The 14,437-nt window shown below is 58.5% G+C and carries 15 protein-coding genes and 1 pseudogene; 6 read left to right on the forward strand and 10 right to left on the reverse strand.

Going from position 1 to position 14,437, the window contains the following annotated elements; genetic code table 11:
* Position 1: 1 nt before the first annotated feature.
* The 5 genes from HEQ17_RS10715 to HEQ17_RS10735 all read right to left on the reverse strand — a co-directional run bounded on the left by HEQ17_RS10715 (position 2) and on the right by HEQ17_RS10735 (position 5,086).
* A complete protein-coding gene (locus HEQ17_RS10715; RefSeq protein ID WP_296292735.1) occupies positions 2–961 on the reverse strand; it encodes a DNA cytosine methyltransferase in 960 nt (319 codons plus the stop codon).
* Positions 962–1,136: 175 nt separating this feature from the next.
* The gene (purH, locus tag HEQ17_RS10720; RefSeq protein WP_296292736.1) at positions 1,137–2,723 is read right to left on the reverse strand and encodes a bifunctional phosphoribosylaminoimidazolecarboxamide formyltransferase/IMP cyclohydrolase; all 1,587 of its coding nucleotides are present in this window, start codon (positions 2,721–2,723) and stop codon (positions 1,137–1,139) included.
* Between the two features lie 140 nt (positions 2,724–2,863).
* Positions 2,864–3,103: a helix-turn-helix domain-containing protein gene (locus HEQ17_RS10725; RefSeq protein ID WP_296292737.1), complete on the reverse strand. Its 240-nt coding sequence runs from the start codon at positions 3,101–3,103 to the stop codon at positions 2,864–2,866.
* On the reverse strand, positions 3,100–4,134 hold the full coding sequence (dusB, locus tag HEQ17_RS10730; protein WP_296292738.1) for a tRNA dihydrouridine synthase DusB: 1,035 nt from the start codon (positions 4,132–4,134) through the stop codon (positions 3,100–3,102). The genes HEQ17_RS10725 and dusB overlap by 4 nt, the downstream gene beginning before the upstream one ends.
* Positions 4,135–4,285: 151 nt before the next feature.
* Positions 4,286–5,086 carry an ATP-binding protein gene (locus HEQ17_RS10735; RefSeq protein ID WP_296292739.1) on the reverse strand — a complete coding sequence of 267 codons (801 nt, stop codon included), beginning with the start codon at positions 5,084–5,086 and terminating at the stop codon, positions 4,286–4,288.
* A 62-nt stretch (positions 5,087–5,148) separates the two neighbouring features.
* Here HEQ17_RS10735 and HEQ17_RS10740 point away from each other — a divergent pair.
* Positions 5,149–5,304 (forward strand): annotated as a pseudogene (locus HEQ17_RS10740) (IS256 family transposase); the annotation flags it as partial.
* Between the two features lie 82 nt (positions 5,305–5,386).
* On the forward strand, positions 5,387–5,863 hold the full coding sequence (locus HEQ17_RS10745) for a YqaA family protein (protein WP_296292740.1): 477 nt from the start codon (positions 5,387–5,389) through the stop codon (positions 5,861–5,863).
* Positions 5,864–5,895: 32 nt separating this feature from the next.
* On the opposite strand, the gene HEQ17_RS10750 is transcribed toward HEQ17_RS10745, so the two are convergent.
* From HEQ17_RS10750 to ychF, 5 genes are all read right to left on the reverse strand, one after another.
* Complete coding sequence (locus HEQ17_RS10750) at positions 5,896–6,177, reverse strand: tripartite tricarboxylate transporter substrate-binding protein (protein ID WP_296292741.1); 282 nt, start codon at positions 6,175–6,177, stop codon at positions 5,896–5,898.
* Positions 6,128–6,496 carry a tripartite tricarboxylate transporter substrate-binding protein gene (locus HEQ17_RS10755; protein WP_296292742.1) on the reverse strand — a complete coding sequence of 123 codons (369 nt, stop codon included), beginning with the start codon at positions 6,494–6,496 and terminating at the stop codon, positions 6,128–6,130. Before HEQ17_RS10755 ends, HEQ17_RS10750 begins: the two co-directional genes overlap by 50 nt.
* Before the next feature lie 250 nt (positions 6,497–6,746).
* A complete protein-coding gene (locus HEQ17_RS10760; protein WP_296292743.1) occupies positions 6,747–7,763 on the reverse strand; it encodes a D-2-hydroxyacid dehydrogenase in 1,017 nt (338 codons plus the stop codon).
* Between the two features lie 51 nt (positions 7,764–7,814).
* Positions 7,815–8,603 (reverse strand): class II aldolase/adducin family protein, encoded by a 789-nt coding sequence (locus HEQ17_RS10765; protein ID WP_296292744.1) that lies wholly within the window; start codon positions 8,601–8,603, stop codon positions 7,815–7,817.
* 370 nt (positions 8,604–8,973) lie between these two features.
* Positions 8,974–10,065, reverse strand: a complete 1,092-nt coding sequence (ychF, locus tag HEQ17_RS10770; RefSeq protein ID WP_296292745.1) for a redox-regulated ATPase YchF — start codon at positions 10,063–10,065, stop codon at positions 8,974–8,976.
* A gap of 154 nt (positions 10,066–10,219) precedes the next feature.
* Between ychF and HEQ17_RS10775 the strand changes: the two genes are divergently transcribed.
* The 4 genes from HEQ17_RS10775 to HEQ17_RS10790 all read left to right on the forward strand — a co-directional run bounded on the left by HEQ17_RS10775 (position 10,220) and on the right by HEQ17_RS10790 (position 14,432).
* Positions 10,220–11,389, forward strand: a complete 1,170-nt coding sequence (locus HEQ17_RS10775) for an FAD-dependent monooxygenase (protein WP_296292746.1) — start codon at positions 10,220–10,222, stop codon at positions 11,387–11,389.
* A gap of 45 nt (positions 11,390–11,434) precedes the next feature.
* Entirely contained in the window at positions 11,435–12,151 is a 717-nt protein-coding gene (locus HEQ17_RS10780) for a DsbC family protein (RefSeq protein WP_296292747.1), read from the forward strand.
* The gene (locus HEQ17_RS10785) at positions 12,148–12,603 is read left to right on the forward strand and encodes a DUF3429 domain-containing protein (RefSeq protein WP_296292748.1); all 456 of its coding nucleotides are present in this window, start codon (positions 12,148–12,150) and stop codon (positions 12,601–12,603) included. The genes HEQ17_RS10780 and HEQ17_RS10785 overlap by 4 nt, the downstream gene beginning before the upstream one ends.
* 68 nt (positions 12,604–12,671) lie before the next feature.
* Positions 12,672–14,432 carry a peptidase M61 gene (locus tag HEQ17_RS10790; protein WP_296292749.1) on the forward strand — a complete coding sequence of 587 codons (1,761 nt, stop codon included), beginning with the start codon at positions 12,672–12,674 and terminating at the stop codon, positions 14,430–14,432.
* Positions 14,433–14,437: the final 5 nt, after the last annotated feature.

Here is a 14,437-nt window from a genome sequence, read left to right on the forward strand (position 1 = left end):
TTTATGCTCGCTTGAGCTTGGTCTTGCCAACCTCATTGAGTGCCATTTGAATTTGCTGGCCCACAGCACAAGCTACAGGTGGCGGAAATGCATTGCCAATCTGACGATAAGCAGCGGTTTTTTTACCGCTGAATTGCCAATGGTCTGGAAAACCCTGAATGCGTGCGGCCATGCGTACGGTCAATCGCGGCATGCCGACGAAGTTAGGCTCAGGGACATCATCTGCAATGCCTTTGCCGTCCACGCCCAATGTTGCCCATGCTTTTTTTGCGCGAGTGGGACCCAAATCCGGCCCGCCATGTTTTTTGCTGCCACCGACGAGCGTTGGAGCAATGTCGCAGGCCAATTCACGCCAAGCTTTCGCCCCTCGCCATCCCTTGGAAGCCATGAGGTCATAAAGTGCCTCCCCAACCGAAAGTACTGGCTGTAAATCGGGTGTCGGCCAGTTAAAAAATCTGGATGCATCCGATTTCAAAGCAACAAAAACCACGCGAGGCCTGAGTTGAGGAACGCCAAAATCTCTGGCGTTAAGTAAGCGCCATTCAGCTATGTAGCCTAATTTTTTAAGATCACTGATGATTTTGGCTCTGTATTCATCGAATACTGAATCAAGCAAGCCGCGAACGTTTTCTAGCATCACGGCTTGTGGTTTGCACTCAGACACCAAGCGCAGGGCTTCTGGAAACAAATCACGCTCATCATCGTTGCCTAGCTGTTTGCCTGCTTTGGAAAAGGGTGGACAAGGTACACCTCCGGCCAGAAGCTCAAGCCCTTGCCACTTATCGGCTGAAAAATGGTGCAAATCGCCTTCCACCACATGCCATTGAGGGCGATTGAAACGCAAAGTCTGACATGCCGGCGCCTCAATTTCGACCAAGCAAGAATGGTCAAACCCAGCCTGCTCTAATCCCAGCGCTTGACCGCCTGCACCTGCACAAATCTCGATGGAATTGAACGTCATAGATATACCCCAAAGAACAGCATTAACTGTACAAGTATACAGTTATCAGCAGCAAATACCAGGAGGGCAGGCCGCGTTGCTCAAAGTTTACGTTTCGGATTTCCATTCAGGTTGTCACCGCAAAAACGAAACGATTCATAGATTACATCGGTTCGCTCGCAATGACAGACCGGTTTTAATGCCGAAAGTGCCGCACGCCGGTGAACACCATCGCCACGCCGCGTTCGTTGGCGGCGTCAATGACTTCCTGGTCTCGCATCGAGCCACCGGGCTGGACCACGCAGGTGGCGCCCGCGTCCACCACCACATCGAGGCCGTCGCGGAAGGGGAAGAAGGCGTCGCTCGCCACCACGGTGTGTTGCAGGCTGAGCTTGGCCGCTTCGGCCTTGATGCTGGCGATGCGGGCCGAGTCGAGGCGGCTCATTTGGCCAGCGCCCACGCCCATGGTCATGCCGTTTTTGCAGAACACGATGGCGTTGGATTTGACGAACTTGGCCACTTTCCAAGCGAACAGCAGGTCGTGCAGTTCTTCAGGGGTGGGTTGTTTGACGGTGACGATCTTCAAGTCGGCCAAAGCCAACTCGTGGTTGTCGGCGCTTTGCAGCAACAGGCCCGAGCCCACGCGTTTGGTCTCTAACGCGTTGCGCACTTGGCCATAGTTCGCGGGCAGCGCGATTTTCATCAAGCGCACATTCACTTTGCTCTTGAAAATTTCCAACGCTTCGGCGCTGAATTCGGGGGCCATGAGCACTTCGACGAATTGCTTGCTCACCGCTTCGGCAGCGGCTTTGTCCACAGGGCGGTTGAAGGCAATGATGCCGCCGAAGGCGCTGGTGGGGTCAGTTTGGAAAGCCTTGCTGTAGGCCTCGAGTGCGGTTGCGCCAACGGCCACGCCGCAGGGGTTGGCGTGTTTGACGATCACGCAGGCGGTGGCCTCGAAACTCTTCACACATTCCCACGCCGCATCGGCATCGGCGATGTTGTTGTAGCTCAGCTCTTTGCCTTGCAGCTGCACGCCGGTGGCGAGCGATCCGGCCGCAGGTGCCAAGTCGCGGTACCAAGCGGCTTGCTGGTGGCTGTTCTCGCCGTAGCGCAGGTCTTGCACCTTGACGTATTGCTCGTTGAATTGGCCTGAGAACTGGGCGCGTTCGGGCACGTAGGTTTCGCTCAGCTTCTCGGCTTCGAAGTTCACGCTCGACAAGTAGTTGCTGATCGCGCCGTCGTATTGGCTGATGCGGTTGAACGCAGCCACGGACAAAGCAAAGCGCAGTTTGTCGCTCAATTTCCCGCTGGCCCTCAGCTCGGCGATCACGTCGGCGTATTGGCTGGCGTCGGTCACGATGCCCACATCTTTCCAGTTCTTGGCAGCGCTGCGCACCATGGCGGGACCGCCGATGTCGATGTTTTCAATCGCGTCGGCCAGCGTGCAACCGGGCTTGGCCACGGTGTCTTCAAACGGGTAGAGGTTGACGATCAACAAATCAATCGTGTCGATGTTATGCGCCTTCAAAGCCGCCATGTGCTCGGGCGAGTCGCGGCGCGCCAGCAGGCCGCCGTGCACTTTGGGGTGCAGGGTTTTGACACGGCCATCGAGCATTTCCGGGAAACCGGTGACTTGGGCCACCTCGGTCACGGGCAGGCCTTGCTCGGCCAGCAATTTGGCGGTGCCGCCGGTGGAAATCAGGCCGACGCCCAGGGCGTGCAGTGCTTTGGCCAGGTCGACGATGCCGGTTTTGTCAGAGACGGAAATGAGGGCGCGCATAAGAGACTTTCTTCAACAGTGTTCAGGTCGGGTCCAAGCTGGGCTCAGGTTCAAGACGGGGTCAAGGGTTCCGGCTCGGCAGGCCAATAAGGGGCAAAACAACCAAACACTGTCCCCAGGACCTGGGCGCAGTGCGGGTTTCATTTCAGGAGATCGTGCTCCAGCAATTTTTTGCGCAGGGTATTGCGGTTCAAGCCCAACCACTCGGCAGCACGCGACTGGTTTTGGCCCGAATGGGTCATCACCACATCCAGCAAGGGTTTTTCGACCAGCTTGACCAGCATGTCATACAGGGCAGTGGGATCGGTCCCGTCCAGGTCGCGGAAATAGATTTCCAGGTTGTCTCGGATGCAGTTTTCAATGGCTTGGGGTTCGCTCATGGCGTGGTCTCTAATTCGGTGCAGGCCTCACGGCGCTGGGGCAGGCGCTCCATCCGGTCGGCCAGGCCGTCCAGATAGGCGGCCACGGCGGCCAGTTGTTGCGTTGCAGTCTTCAGGGTGTTCATGTGCTCTCGAAAATCATCGCCACCGGGCAGCGGTCGCACATACCAACCAATGTGCTTGCGCGCCGAGCGCACACCGGTGTACTCGCCGTACAGGCTGTAATGGTCTTGCAGGTGCTCGAGCAGGGCACGGCGCACCTCGGCCACCAGCGGCGGGGCCAGGTGCATGCCCGTGGCCAAAAAGTGAGCGATCTCGCGGAAGATCCAGGGGCTGCCCTGTGCGGCGCGACCGACCATCACAGCATCTGCCCCGGTGAACTTCAGCACATCGCGGGCTTTCTCAGGCGAATTGATGTCGCCATTGGCCACCACCGGGATGTTCAGCGCCGCCTTGACGGCGGCCACGGTATCGTATTCGGCCCAGCCTTTGTAACCTTGCTCACGGGTACGGCCGTGCACGGTGACCATTTGCACCCCCGCGCTTTCGGCGGCACGGGCCAGACTCAAGGCATTTTTTTCTGTGTCGCACCAGCCGGTTCGCATTTTGAGGGTCACAGGCACGCCGTGGGGCAAGGCGGCCTCGACCACGGCGCTGATGATCTCAAGCGCCAACGGCTCGTCTTGCATCAGGGCCGACCCAGCCCATTTGTTGCAGACTTTTTTGGCTGGACAGCCCATGTTGATGTCGATGATCTGTGCGCCCCGGTCAATGTTGTAGCGCGTGGCGTCGGCCATCATTTGCGCCTCGGTACCAGCGATTTGGACCGCGATCGGACCCGGCTCACCGTCGTGGTTGGCACGCCGCGAGGTCTTCAATGACGCCCAAAGGTCAGGGCGCGATGTCACCATTTCGCTCACTGCATACCCCGCCCCGAACTGTCGGCACAACTGGCGAAACGGTCGGTCTGTCACACCCGCCATGGGGGCGACAAACACATTGTTCGGCAATGGGTAGGGGCCGATCTGCATGACGGTTGGCGGTATGGGGTGGCTGATTTGATGAAAACGAAGGCACGATTGTAGTGGTCCCATGTTTCATCAGCTGACAGTTAGGGGTGACAGTCCAAAATCACAGCACCGTGCTGCCCACATGTCCGGCACCTCGCAGCCTAGTTTAGGCTCAGGCGCGCGCGCCGCGCAACCATTTGCCCATCAAGGCCACGATTTGGCGGCGCATGAAGGGCTTGGTGAGGTAGTCGTCCATGCCAGCGGCCAGACAATTGGCCTTGTCATCGGTCAGCGCATTCGCTGTCAAGGCCAGGATGGGCTTGCGAGGCAAGCCCATGGACAACTCGCGGGCACGGATGAGGCGGGTGGCGGCGATGCCGTCGAGCTCGGGCATTTGCACGTCCATCAACACAATGTCATGGGCTTCGGTGGCGCTCAGGCGCACAACCTCTGCGCCATCGCGAGCCTGCACAACTTGGCAGCCTGCGGTCTGGAGCATGGTGACCAGGATTTCGCGGTTCACATCGTTGTCTTCAGCGATCAGCACCGTGCAATTGAGGGTTTCAGGTGCAACATTGTCGCTGGTTGTTTTGTCCGTTGGCAGCTCTGTCCAGCGGTCACCACACACCTCAAACCAAAAGCAAGAACCCTGGCCAGGTTCGCTGCTGAAACCCACTTGTCCACCCATCAGCGTCGCCAGCTCGCGTGAGATGACCAGACCCAAACCACTGCCGCCGTAACGGCGGGCCATGGACACGTCGGCCCGAGAAAACGCGCTGAACAAGCGCTGGCCTTCCGCTGCGCTGATACCGATGCCCGTGTCGCACACCGTGCACCGCACGCGCGCGCGACCGTCGGGGTCGGTGCTGGAGCTCAGGCGCACGCAGATTTGGCCCTGATTGGTGAATTTGACCGCGTTGGAGACAAAATTGCTGATCACCTGAATGAAGCGGTGCGGATCGCCCACCAGCATCTAGGAATTTTGTGTAAACGGTCAAATGGCAGGAAACTGCCGAACATCCAGAAAGATGAACCATGACCCTCAGTAACGAATTGATCGACCAGCTACTGACTGGCTATAAAAAACCTGAAGCCCTCATTGGCGAGAACGGCCTGCTCAAGCAGCTGACCAAGCGCCTCGTCGAGCGCGCTTTGGAAGCGGAGTTGACCGAGCACTTGGGTCACACCAAAAATGCCAGCTTCCCAGCCCCACCGGTCTTTCTGCCCAAGGTTTTGAGGCACCCAGAACCAGAGGTCTCGTTACACTGAAGGCATGGAAATCTGGCTCAACAACATCATGCAATGGCTGGCTTTGCCCGAGCACGGCCTGAGCACCGTGTTTGTGGTGGCTTTTGTGTCGGCCACCTTGCTGCCGATGGGCTCTGAGCCTGCGGTGTTTGGTTTGGTCAAACTTAACTTGGGGCTTTTTTGGCCTGCCATTTTGGTGGCCACGGCGGGCAACACCTTGGGCGGGATGCTCAGTTGGTGGATGGGCTGGGGCACACGGCATGCAATCGGCCGTTGGCGCGATTCGAGCAGTCACGCCCGCGCACTGGTTTGGTTGGAAAAGTTGGGGCCCAAGGCCTGCTTGCTCAGCTGGCTGCCGGGTGTTGGCGATCCTCTGTGTGCGGTGGCGGGCTGGTTGAAACTGCCATTTTGGCCCTGCACGCTGTACATGGCCATTGGCAAATTCGGCCGCTACCTGTTCATGACATCAGCTTTGCTGTGGGTGTTTCCAGGGCAGTTTTGATGCCGCCCCAACACCCCTGTAACAAACACGGCTCAGTCCACAAGGATTTTGCGGTCCCTGATGATTTGGGAAAAACGACGTGCATCGGCCTTGATGACCGCCCCAAATTCGGCTGGTGACATGGGCGTGGGCTCGGCACCGATGCTTCGAATGATCTCGACAGCACTGGGCAGCATCAAGGCCCGGTTGATCTCACGGTTCACACGGTCCACGATGGCCGATGGCGTGCCTGCTGGAGCCCAGAAACCATGCGTTGTGCCAGCATCAAAACCTTTGAGCCCCAACTCGATGAGCGTGGGCGATGAGCTCAGCATAAGTCTTGTAGGGGGCATCGCTGCGCACGACCAAAAACAATTCCAAGCGTGCGCCGGCCGCCACCGGGATGAGGTCCTTTTCGTGGTCAAAAGGCATCTTGGGTGTGATGTAAGGCACGATGGCTGCACCACTGCCCGAGCTGCACAAAAAAGTGTAACCATCGGGTGCACTTTTGGCAGCCAAATCCGAACCGATGATCCCGCCGGCACCGCCCCGATTGTCCACCACGATTTGCTGCCCCAAGGCTTGTGCCACCGATGTGGAGACGGCACGGGCCACCAAGTCTGGCGAGCCGCCCACAGGAAAATTCACAATCATGCGAATGGGTTTGGCTGTTGGCCAAGGCGCAGTTTGCGCCCTGGCTGTGCCAAAGGTCCCAAGCGCAAGGCCTGATAGGGTTGCCAAGCCTAATTGTCGGCGACGAGGGTCATGACGATGGTTCATACAAAGCGCTCCGGATGAAGGAATCAAAAAACTGCCTTAGAAATTACCCGAAAGAATTATGTAAAAAATCAAACATCTCACTACTCGGGAAAACCTTGCCATGTCGCCTTGCCCATGCAAGCGGTCAAACCACCGAATTACACAGGGCAACGCCTTCATTCCAACAGCGCAAGTTATCCAGGAACATCTGACCGACTCGGGTTTCATTGCCATCGGAGTGGCCTGCTGCGTGCGGCGTGATCATGACTTGTGGCATGGCCCACAAGGGAGAATCGGATGGCAAGGGTTCGTGCGCAAACACATCCAGAAAAGCGCCACTCAAGTGGCCGCTTTGCAACGCCGACACCAAAGCGGGTTCGTCCACCACTTCGCCTCGTGCCACATTGATCAAGTGAGCACCTTGGGGCAACACGGCCAGGGCAGAGGCATTGACCAATTGGCGGGTTTTGGAAGTCAAGGGGCAGGCCAGGATCAACCAGTCGGTTTTGGGCAGCACCTGGGTCCAAGACTCGAACGTGACCATCTCAACGCCTTCGCACAACGGGTGGTGCGGTGCGGCCAATTGTTGGCGCACAACCACAACCTGCAGGCCCAAGGCCTGCAGCAAACTGCCCAGTTTTTGGCCAATAGGTCCCCAACCGACGATGGTCGCGGTTTGCCCCGGCAAGTCGCGGGGCATGCGCGCGCCCATCATTGGTATCCATTGGCGGTTTTGTTGTTCGGCCCAGAGCAAAGGGAAACGGCGCGCCAACGCCAGCATGCCCGCCAAGGCCACGGTGGCGACCACTTGCGCATTCGCGCCGGATGAGGTGGTTATCTGGACACCCCTGGCCAACAAATCCAGATAAATCTGACGGTCAGCGCCCGCTGAATGGATGTGCACCCACTGCAGATCTGGCGACTGGCGCAATAGCGCGTAAATCCGCTGCAAGGCCGGATGGATTTCATGTTTGGTGGAGGTGCCTGTGACCTCTCGCGAGATGAAAGCCACGTCGGCATCCGTGCGTTGTTCGGCTGTCGCCGCTTCCCAAGACATCAATTCATAAGGGCGCGGCCCCATCCGGGCCGCAAGCGATGCGCCCCAGCGGTCGATGGACTGCTGGGACATCAAGATGCGCAGGGGGGCATGCGGATCGCTCATTCGGCTTTGGCCCCCGAATCGCGCACGATGACATCCCGGTTCATAAATGGCTCATGTTTTGTAACTCGGGTCCATGCGGTCGAGTTTGCGCAACAGGGCTGGCCACTCCATCAAGCCATAGGGCCTGCGCGTGCTGGGCTGGTAGTTGTTCCAGGTTTCCTCCAGCACATCGGGTGCGACTTTGACGAAAGGCGTGTGGCAGGCCATGGCCGCCAGTTGGGCATGGCACGCCAGCTCCAGGCGGTGCATCCAGTTGAACGCCTCGCCCACACTGCGCCCCACGGTGAGGGCGCCATGGTTGCGCAAGATCAGCGCCTCACCCTGCCCCAGGTCTTTGACCAAAGAGGCCTGTTCGGTCAGATCGAGCACCACGCCCTGGTAGTCGTGGTAGCCGATTTTCTGGAACCGCATCGCCGTTTGGGTGATGGGCAAAAGACCGCATTCGAGCGAAGACACCGCCATGGAGGCCCAGCTGTGGGTGTGGATGACGCAGTCCACCTCGGGGCGCGCTTCGTGCAACGCGCTGTGGATCACGTAGCCGGCTTTGTTGATGCCGTAGTTCAATTCGCCAAAGTCGGGTTTGGACAGGATGTTGCCATTGTGGTCAATTTTGATGAGGCTCGACGCCGTGATCTCTTCGTACATCATGCCGTAGGCGTTGATGAGAAAAGCACCTTCTTCGCCGGGGACGCGCGAAGAGATGTGGTTGGCCATCATGTCGGACATGCCATAAATGTCCACCAGTCGGTAGCAAGCGGCCAGGTCCACCCGCGCTTGCCATTCAGCCTGGGTGCAATGGGAGCGCATCGACTTGATGTTCAAAATTCCGTTAGTGACCATGATGTCTCCTTCTTGAGCAATCAATTTTGACACCTGCGCGCTTGAACAGGGTGTCCCTGAGTTGGCATCTTCATTCAAATGGTGTCCAATGGCTCGGGCGCTGATGAGCGCGAAACATTTGCGCCGTCACGAGCCAAGTCCCCATTGACAAAGGGCTGCGGCCAAGCAGCATGGGCAATACGGAAGGTGTCAGCTTGATCTCGCCGACCATCAGAGACAGGATCGCTCGTTGAGCTTGGCGTTCAGCGTGTCACGGCGAACGAAGCCACTGAGCTTGTCGTGGTGGCGTGTGTCAGTGACCCACTGCGCCGCATCCAGCAACAGGCCCTGCCCCGACACCAGACCGGGATTGACCTCAAAAGATGCAGAATCAAGGACTGAACAGGAAGTTCATCACATCGCCGTCTTTGACGACGTAGTCCTTGCCTTCGGCGCGCATCTTGCCGGCGTCTTTGGCACCCTGCTCGCCTTTGAAGGCGATGAAGTCGTCAAATGCGATGGTCTGGGCGCGGATATAGCCTTTTTCGAAATCGGTGTGGATCACGCCCGCAGCTTGGGGGCCGGTGGCCCCCACTTTAACGGTCCAGGCGCGCACTTCCTTCACCCCCGCTGTGAAATAGGTTTGCAAGCCCAAGAGCTTGTAGGCCGCGCGGATCAAGCGGTTGAGGCCTGGCTCGTCCTGACCGATTTCCTTCAAGAACTCCAAGCGGTCGGCATCTTCCATCTCGGACAGCTCGGCTTCGATCTTGGCACAAATGGCCACCACGGGCGCGTTTTGCGCTTGGGCAAAGGCCATGAGACGGTCCAGAAAGGGGTTGTGCTCAAAACCGTCTTCGGACACGTTGGCCACGAACATGGCGGGCTTGGCGGTGATGAGGAAAAACTGCTTGAGTTGCGCTTGCTCTTCTTTGCCGAAGTCGATGGTGCGCACGGGCTTGGCGTCATTGAGCGCGGCTTGGCACTTCTCCAGAATTGCCATTTGCTTGACAGCTTCTTTGTCGCCCGAGCGGGCAATTTTGCTCACGCGGTGGATGGCTTTTTCGACAGCGGCCAGATCGGCCAGGCACAGCTCGGTCTGGATGACTTCGATGTCGGCAATCGGATCGACCTTGTTGGCGACGTGGATCACGTTGGGGTCTTCAAAACAACGCACCACGTTGACGATGGCGTCGGTTTCGCGGATGTGGGCCAAGAACTTGTTGCCCAAGCCTTCACCGGTGCTCGCGCCAGCGACCAAGCCGGCGATGTCCACAAATTCCACGATCGCTGGCACCACGCGCTCGGGCTGCACGATCTCGGCGAGCTGCGCCAAACGCGTGTCGGGCACTTCGACCACGCCGGTGTTGGGCTCGATCGTGCAGAAGGGGTAGTTTTCAGCGGCAATGCCGGCTTTGGTCAGGGCGTTGAAAAGGGTGGATTTGCCAACGTTGGGCAAACCCACGATGCCGCATTGGAGGCTCATGGAGGGCTTTCGGTGAGTCGGGAGACAGCCGGATATTTTACCGGGTCAGGTCCCGTCAAACCTACTCCAGCAGTCTTCTCGAACTGTCACCCGTTGTGCACGTTACAAAGTCCCGGCGCAAGGGTCGATTTGGGACGCCACCTACAATGCGAACATGGCTCTAAACCCTGACATTTGCATTCGTGGCGCCGGCATTGTGGGCCGCACTTTGGCTGTGTTGCTGGCCCGTGAGCAGTTGAATGTGACCTTGGTCGCTACACCTGACAAGCCCAATATGCCCGATGTGCGCGCCTATTCGCTCAACGGCGCGGCAAAAGCCTTGCTGCAAGATCTTCGCTGCTGGCCAAACGGCCCGGCCGTCACACCGGTCCACCAGATGCAAATTTGGGGCGACCAAGGGGGTCAATTGGACTTTGTTGCCAGCGAGATGGGCGTAGCCGAACTCAACTGGATGGTGGACGTCCCCGATCTCGAGGAGCGTTTGAATACGGCTGTGCAATTCCAGACCAAAATTGAAGTGGTCAATGCGCCTGTGGCAGCCCCACTGACGGTGGTGTGCGAAGGCCGCGCCAGCCAGACACGCACCGAGTTGGGTGTGGGCTTTGATATCACCCATTATGAACAACATGCCCTGGCGACTCGATTGGTCTGTGAGCATGCTCATCAATGTATTGCCCGGCAATGGTTTGGTTGGAGCCGCGTACCCGGTCTGGCCCAGCCACAAGCCGAAATTTTGGCCCTGTTGCCCATGGGCGGAGAAGGTGGACGCGAAGTCGCCTTGGTGTGGTCGGTGCACCCGCTGCGGGCGCAAGAACTGATGGCCATGTCGGCCGAAGACTTTGCGGTGGCGCTGGCCTCGGCTTGCGAACTCCGCTTAGGGGGCATGCAGATGTCGGCCGAACGGGCAGTTTGGCCACTGCAACTGGCACGCGCCGAACGCTGGATCGGCCCGATACCAGGGACAAGCAAGCAATCTTTTGCGTTGGCAGGCGATGCGGCCCACAGCTTGCACCCCTTGGCAGGACAAGGCCTGAATGTGGGCTTGGCCGATGTGGCCGAGTTGGTGCAGGTGATCCGAGCCAAAGAGTTTTGGCGCCCCCTGCACGACATCAAATTGCTGCGCCGTTACGAGCGCGCCCGTCAGGCCGATGTGCAAGCCATGGGCCTGGTCACCGATGGTCTGCAGCGCCTGTTTGCCCAGCCCGGTCCGGTCTGGCAAAACCTGCGCAACTGGGGCATGCGCGGCTTTGACCGCAGCGGCCCCCTCAAGCACTGGATGACACAACGCGCGATGGGCCAAAGTGCCGATCGCGCTGACCGCTGAAGTGCCCGTGGCACACAGCCCCTTCCTTTTTTGAAAGCCCGTTCGATGAAGTTTTCACCTCCCAAGTTGGCCCTGATGTTGGTCGCCGCTGCGCTGTCATGGGGCAGTGTGATGGCCCAGGAAGCCACGATTCGCAAAAACCTGAACGAGCGCCTGCCCAATTTGCCCAAGATCGACGAGGTCAGCAAAACGCCGATGAATGGCCTGTTTGAAATCCGCATGGGCAATGAGGTGATGTACAGCGACGCCGATGGCAACTTCCTGATCCAAGGCGCCTTGATCGACGTGCGGCAAAGGCGCAACCTGACCGAAGAGCGCGTGGACAAACTCACGGCCATCGGTTTTGACCAACTGCCCCTCAAATCGGCCTTCACCCAAGTGCGCGGCAATGGCAAGCGCAAGCTGGCGGTTTTTGCAGACCCCAATTGCGGCTTTTGCAAACGGTTCGAAAAAGACCTGCAAAAACTGGACAACGTGACCATCTATCATTTTCTTTACCCCATCTTGGGCGAAGACTCGCGGACCAAATCCAAAAACGTCTGGTGCGCCAAAGACAAGGCCAAGGTCTGGAACGACTGGATGATCTGGGGCACGTTGCCTCCGAACGCCAACTGCGACACCTCGGCCATTGACACCATCGTGGCCTTTGGCCAAAAGAACCGCATCACCGGCACGCCTTTGTTGCTGTTTGCCGATGGCACTCGGGTTCCTGGTGCGGTGCCCATGGCTCAAGTCGAAAAAATCCTGGCAGACCTGAAATGAACCTCTCGCCCTTGGAAGATCCAACTTGGCGCTTGGCACGCAGAATGGGCTATGCCGGACTGATTCCCTTCGTTTTTCTGGCCTCATGTTTGTGGTTGGTCGGCCCCGACCTGCACCCCTATGTGGCCCTGTCCATGCAAGGTTATGGCGCTGTGATCGTGTCGTTTTTAGGCGGCATCCATTGGGGGGTGGGCTTTCGCAACGCCTTGATCATGCCGAACGCACCCCGCATTCATTTCACCTGGGGCGTAGCCCCCTCGCTGCTGGCATGGGTGGCCGTGATGATGCCCGCATTTGCCGGTCTTCCGCTGCTCGGTTTTGTGCTGATTGGCTGCTACCTGATGGACCGGCGCACCTTTCCTGCCGCAGGCCTGGCACCTTGGCTGCCGATGCGTTTGCAGCTGACTCTCGTGGCCTCGCTCAGTTGCTTTTTGGCTGCGGGCGCGACTTGAAGCCCGCCAACAACCCATGCCTTGGGCTCTGATGCCCTGCAAGGTCTATTTGCCTCAACCACTCCAACATGACCGCCATCCACTACACCGTTGAAGCTGCCAACCTGCATGCGCATTTGTTTCAGGTCACGCTGACCATCCCCGCACCGGCAGCGGAGCAAACGGTGTCGCTGCCGGTGTGGATTCCGGGCAGTTACCTGGTGCGCGAGTTCTCAAAGAACCTGCAAAACCTGTCAGCCCAACAAGGCCGCAAAAAAGTGGTGCTGGTGCAGCAGGACAAATGCACTTGGCGCATCGCTTGCCATGAAGGCCATCCGCTGGTGTTGCGCTACCAGGTCTATGCTTTTGACAACTCGGTCCGCACGGCCTGGCTCGACAGCCAGCGGGGCTTCTTCAACGGCACCAGTCTTTACCTGCGTGTGCACGGACAAGAAAACCTGAAACACCAGCTTCAACTGCCTGCGGTCAAAGGCCAGCCGAACTGGCAAGCGGCCACAGGCCTGAGCCCGATCAAAACTGACAAACGCGGCTTTGGTCTGTATGGGGCCGAGAGCTACGACGAGCTGGTGGACTGCCCTGTGGAATTGGGGGCCTTCTGGTCAGGCCGTTTCATGGCCTGCGGCATACCACATCGCTTTGTGGTGGTCGGTGCACTGCCCTCGTTCGACGGTGATCGCCTGTTGGCCGACACGCAAAAAATCTGCGAAACGGCCATCCGCTTCTGGCATGGCAAGGGCAAACAAGCTGGCGCGAGAGCGCCGCACAAAAACTACCTGTTCATGCTCAACGCCGTGCACGAGGGTTATGGCGGACTGGAGCACCGCAACAGCACCGCCCTGATCTGCAACCGCTCCGACTTGCCACGCCAAACCAGCCCCCATCGCAACGAGGGTTACACCACGCTGTTGGGCCTGATCAGCCACGAGTACTTTCACACCTGGAACGTCAAGCAACTGCGACCCGACGCTTTTGCACGTTACGACTACACGCAGGAAAACTACACGCAGTTGCTGTGGTTTTTTGAGGGCTTCACCAGTTATTACGATGACATCCTGTTGCGCCGCGCAGGGCTGATTGATGACAACACTTACATCAAGCTGCTGGGCAAAGCCATCGCCCAAGTGCAGCAAACACCAGGCCGCCATCTGCAGACCGTGGCGCAGGCCAGCTTTGACGCCTGGGTCAAGTACTACCGCCAAGACGAAAACACAGCCAACGCCACCGTGAGTTACTACACCAAGGGTTCACTGGTGGCGCTGTGCCTGGACTTGTCATTGCGCCAGGAAAGCCAGACGCTGGACCAGGTGATGCGAGGCCTTTGGAGGCGATGCCAAGGTAGACCGATGTACGAACAAGACTTGTTGGACGAACTGCAAGCCCTCACGGGACGCAGTTGGCAAGCCGAAATTCAGGCCTGGGTGCACAGCACGCAAGACCTGCCCCTGCGTGAATGGTTGACTGCGCAATATATACGGATTGAGGCCGATACAACCACGATGGCCCAACGCTTGGGTTTGCGTGTGAGCGAAACTGGAGGCTTTGTCCAAGTCAAGACTGTGCTGCGCGGCAGCGCGGCCGAAACCGCTGGACTGGCTGCGGGGGATGAATGGCTGGGCCTGGAAGTCGGTGCCAAGGGCCTGGGCGGCAGCTGGAGATTGAACAAACTGGATGATTTGCCTGCCCTGCTGGGACGCGAACGCCAATTGATCGCGCTGATCTCTCGCGACAAAAGTCTGCTGCGCCTGCCCCTCACGGTGCCAGAACAAGCGAGCTTGTGGCAACTGAGTGTGCCTTCGGATCGCGCTAACTCGGGCTGGCCTGCCGTTTGAGCGCT

Source organism: Limnohabitans sp. (assembly GCF_023910625.1).
GTDB lineage: Bacteria > Pseudomonadota > Gammaproteobacteria > Burkholderiales > Burkholderiaceae_C > Limnohabitans_A.

Excerpts from the sequence above, each read along its gene's own strand:
- HEQ17_RS10725 (WP_296292737.1), bottom strand. The coding sequence starts at position 3,103 with ATGAGCGAACCCCAAGCCATTGAAAACTGCATCCGAGACAACCTGGAA.
- dusB (WP_296292738.1), bottom strand. The coding sequence starts at position 4,134 with ATGCAGATCGGCCCCTACCCATTGCCGAACAATGTGTTTGTCGCCCCC.
- HEQ17_RS10735 (WP_296292739.1), bottom strand. The coding sequence starts at position 5,086 with ATGCTGGTGGGCGATCCGCACCGCTTCATTCAGGTGATCAGCAATTTT.
- HEQ17_RS10745 (WP_296292740.1), top strand. The coding sequence starts at position 5,387 with ATGGAAATCTGGCTCAACAACATCATGCAATGGCTGGCTTTGCCCGAG.
- HEQ17_RS10755 (WP_296292742.1), bottom strand. The coding sequence starts at position 6,496 with ATGATTGTGAATTTTCCTGTGGGCGGCTCGCCAGACTTGGTGGCCCGT.
- HEQ17_RS10780 (WP_296292747.1), top strand. The coding sequence starts at position 11,435 with ATGAAGTTTTCACCTCCCAAGTTGGCCCTGATGTTGGTCGCCGCTGCG.
- HEQ17_RS10760 (WP_296292743.1), bottom strand. The coding sequence starts at position 7,763 with ATGAGCGATCCGCATGCCCCCCTGCGCATCTTGATGTCCCAGCAGTCC.
- HEQ17_RS10790 (WP_296292749.1), top strand. The coding sequence starts at position 12,672 with ATGACCGCCATCCACTACACCGTTGAAGCTGCCAACCTGCATGCGCAT.
- HEQ17_RS10750 (WP_296292741.1), bottom strand. The coding sequence starts at position 6,177 with ATGCTGAGCTCATCGCCCACGCTCATCGAGTTGGGGCTCAAAGGTTTT.
- HEQ17_RS10785 (WP_296292748.1), top strand. The coding sequence starts at position 12,148 with ATGAACCTCTCGCCCTTGGAAGATCCAACTTGGCGCTTGGCACGCAGA.
- purH (WP_296292736.1), bottom strand. The coding sequence starts at position 2,723 with ATGCGCGCCCTCATTTCCGTCTCTGACAAAACCGGCATCGTCGACCTG.
- HEQ17_RS10765 (WP_296292744.1), bottom strand. The coding sequence starts at position 8,603 with ATGGTCACTAACGGAATTTTGAACATCAAGTCGATGCGCTCCCATTGC.
- HEQ17_RS10715 (WP_296292735.1), bottom strand. The coding sequence starts at position 961 with ATGACGTTCAATTCCATCGAGATTTGTGCAGGTGCAGGCGGTCAAGCG.
- ychF (WP_296292745.1), bottom strand. The coding sequence starts at position 10,065 with ATGAGCCTCCAATGCGGCATCGTGGGTTTGCCCAACGTTGGCAAATCC.
- HEQ17_RS10775 (WP_296292746.1), top strand. The coding sequence starts at position 10,220 with ATGGCTCTAAACCCTGACATTTGCATTCGTGGCGCCGGCATTGTGGGC.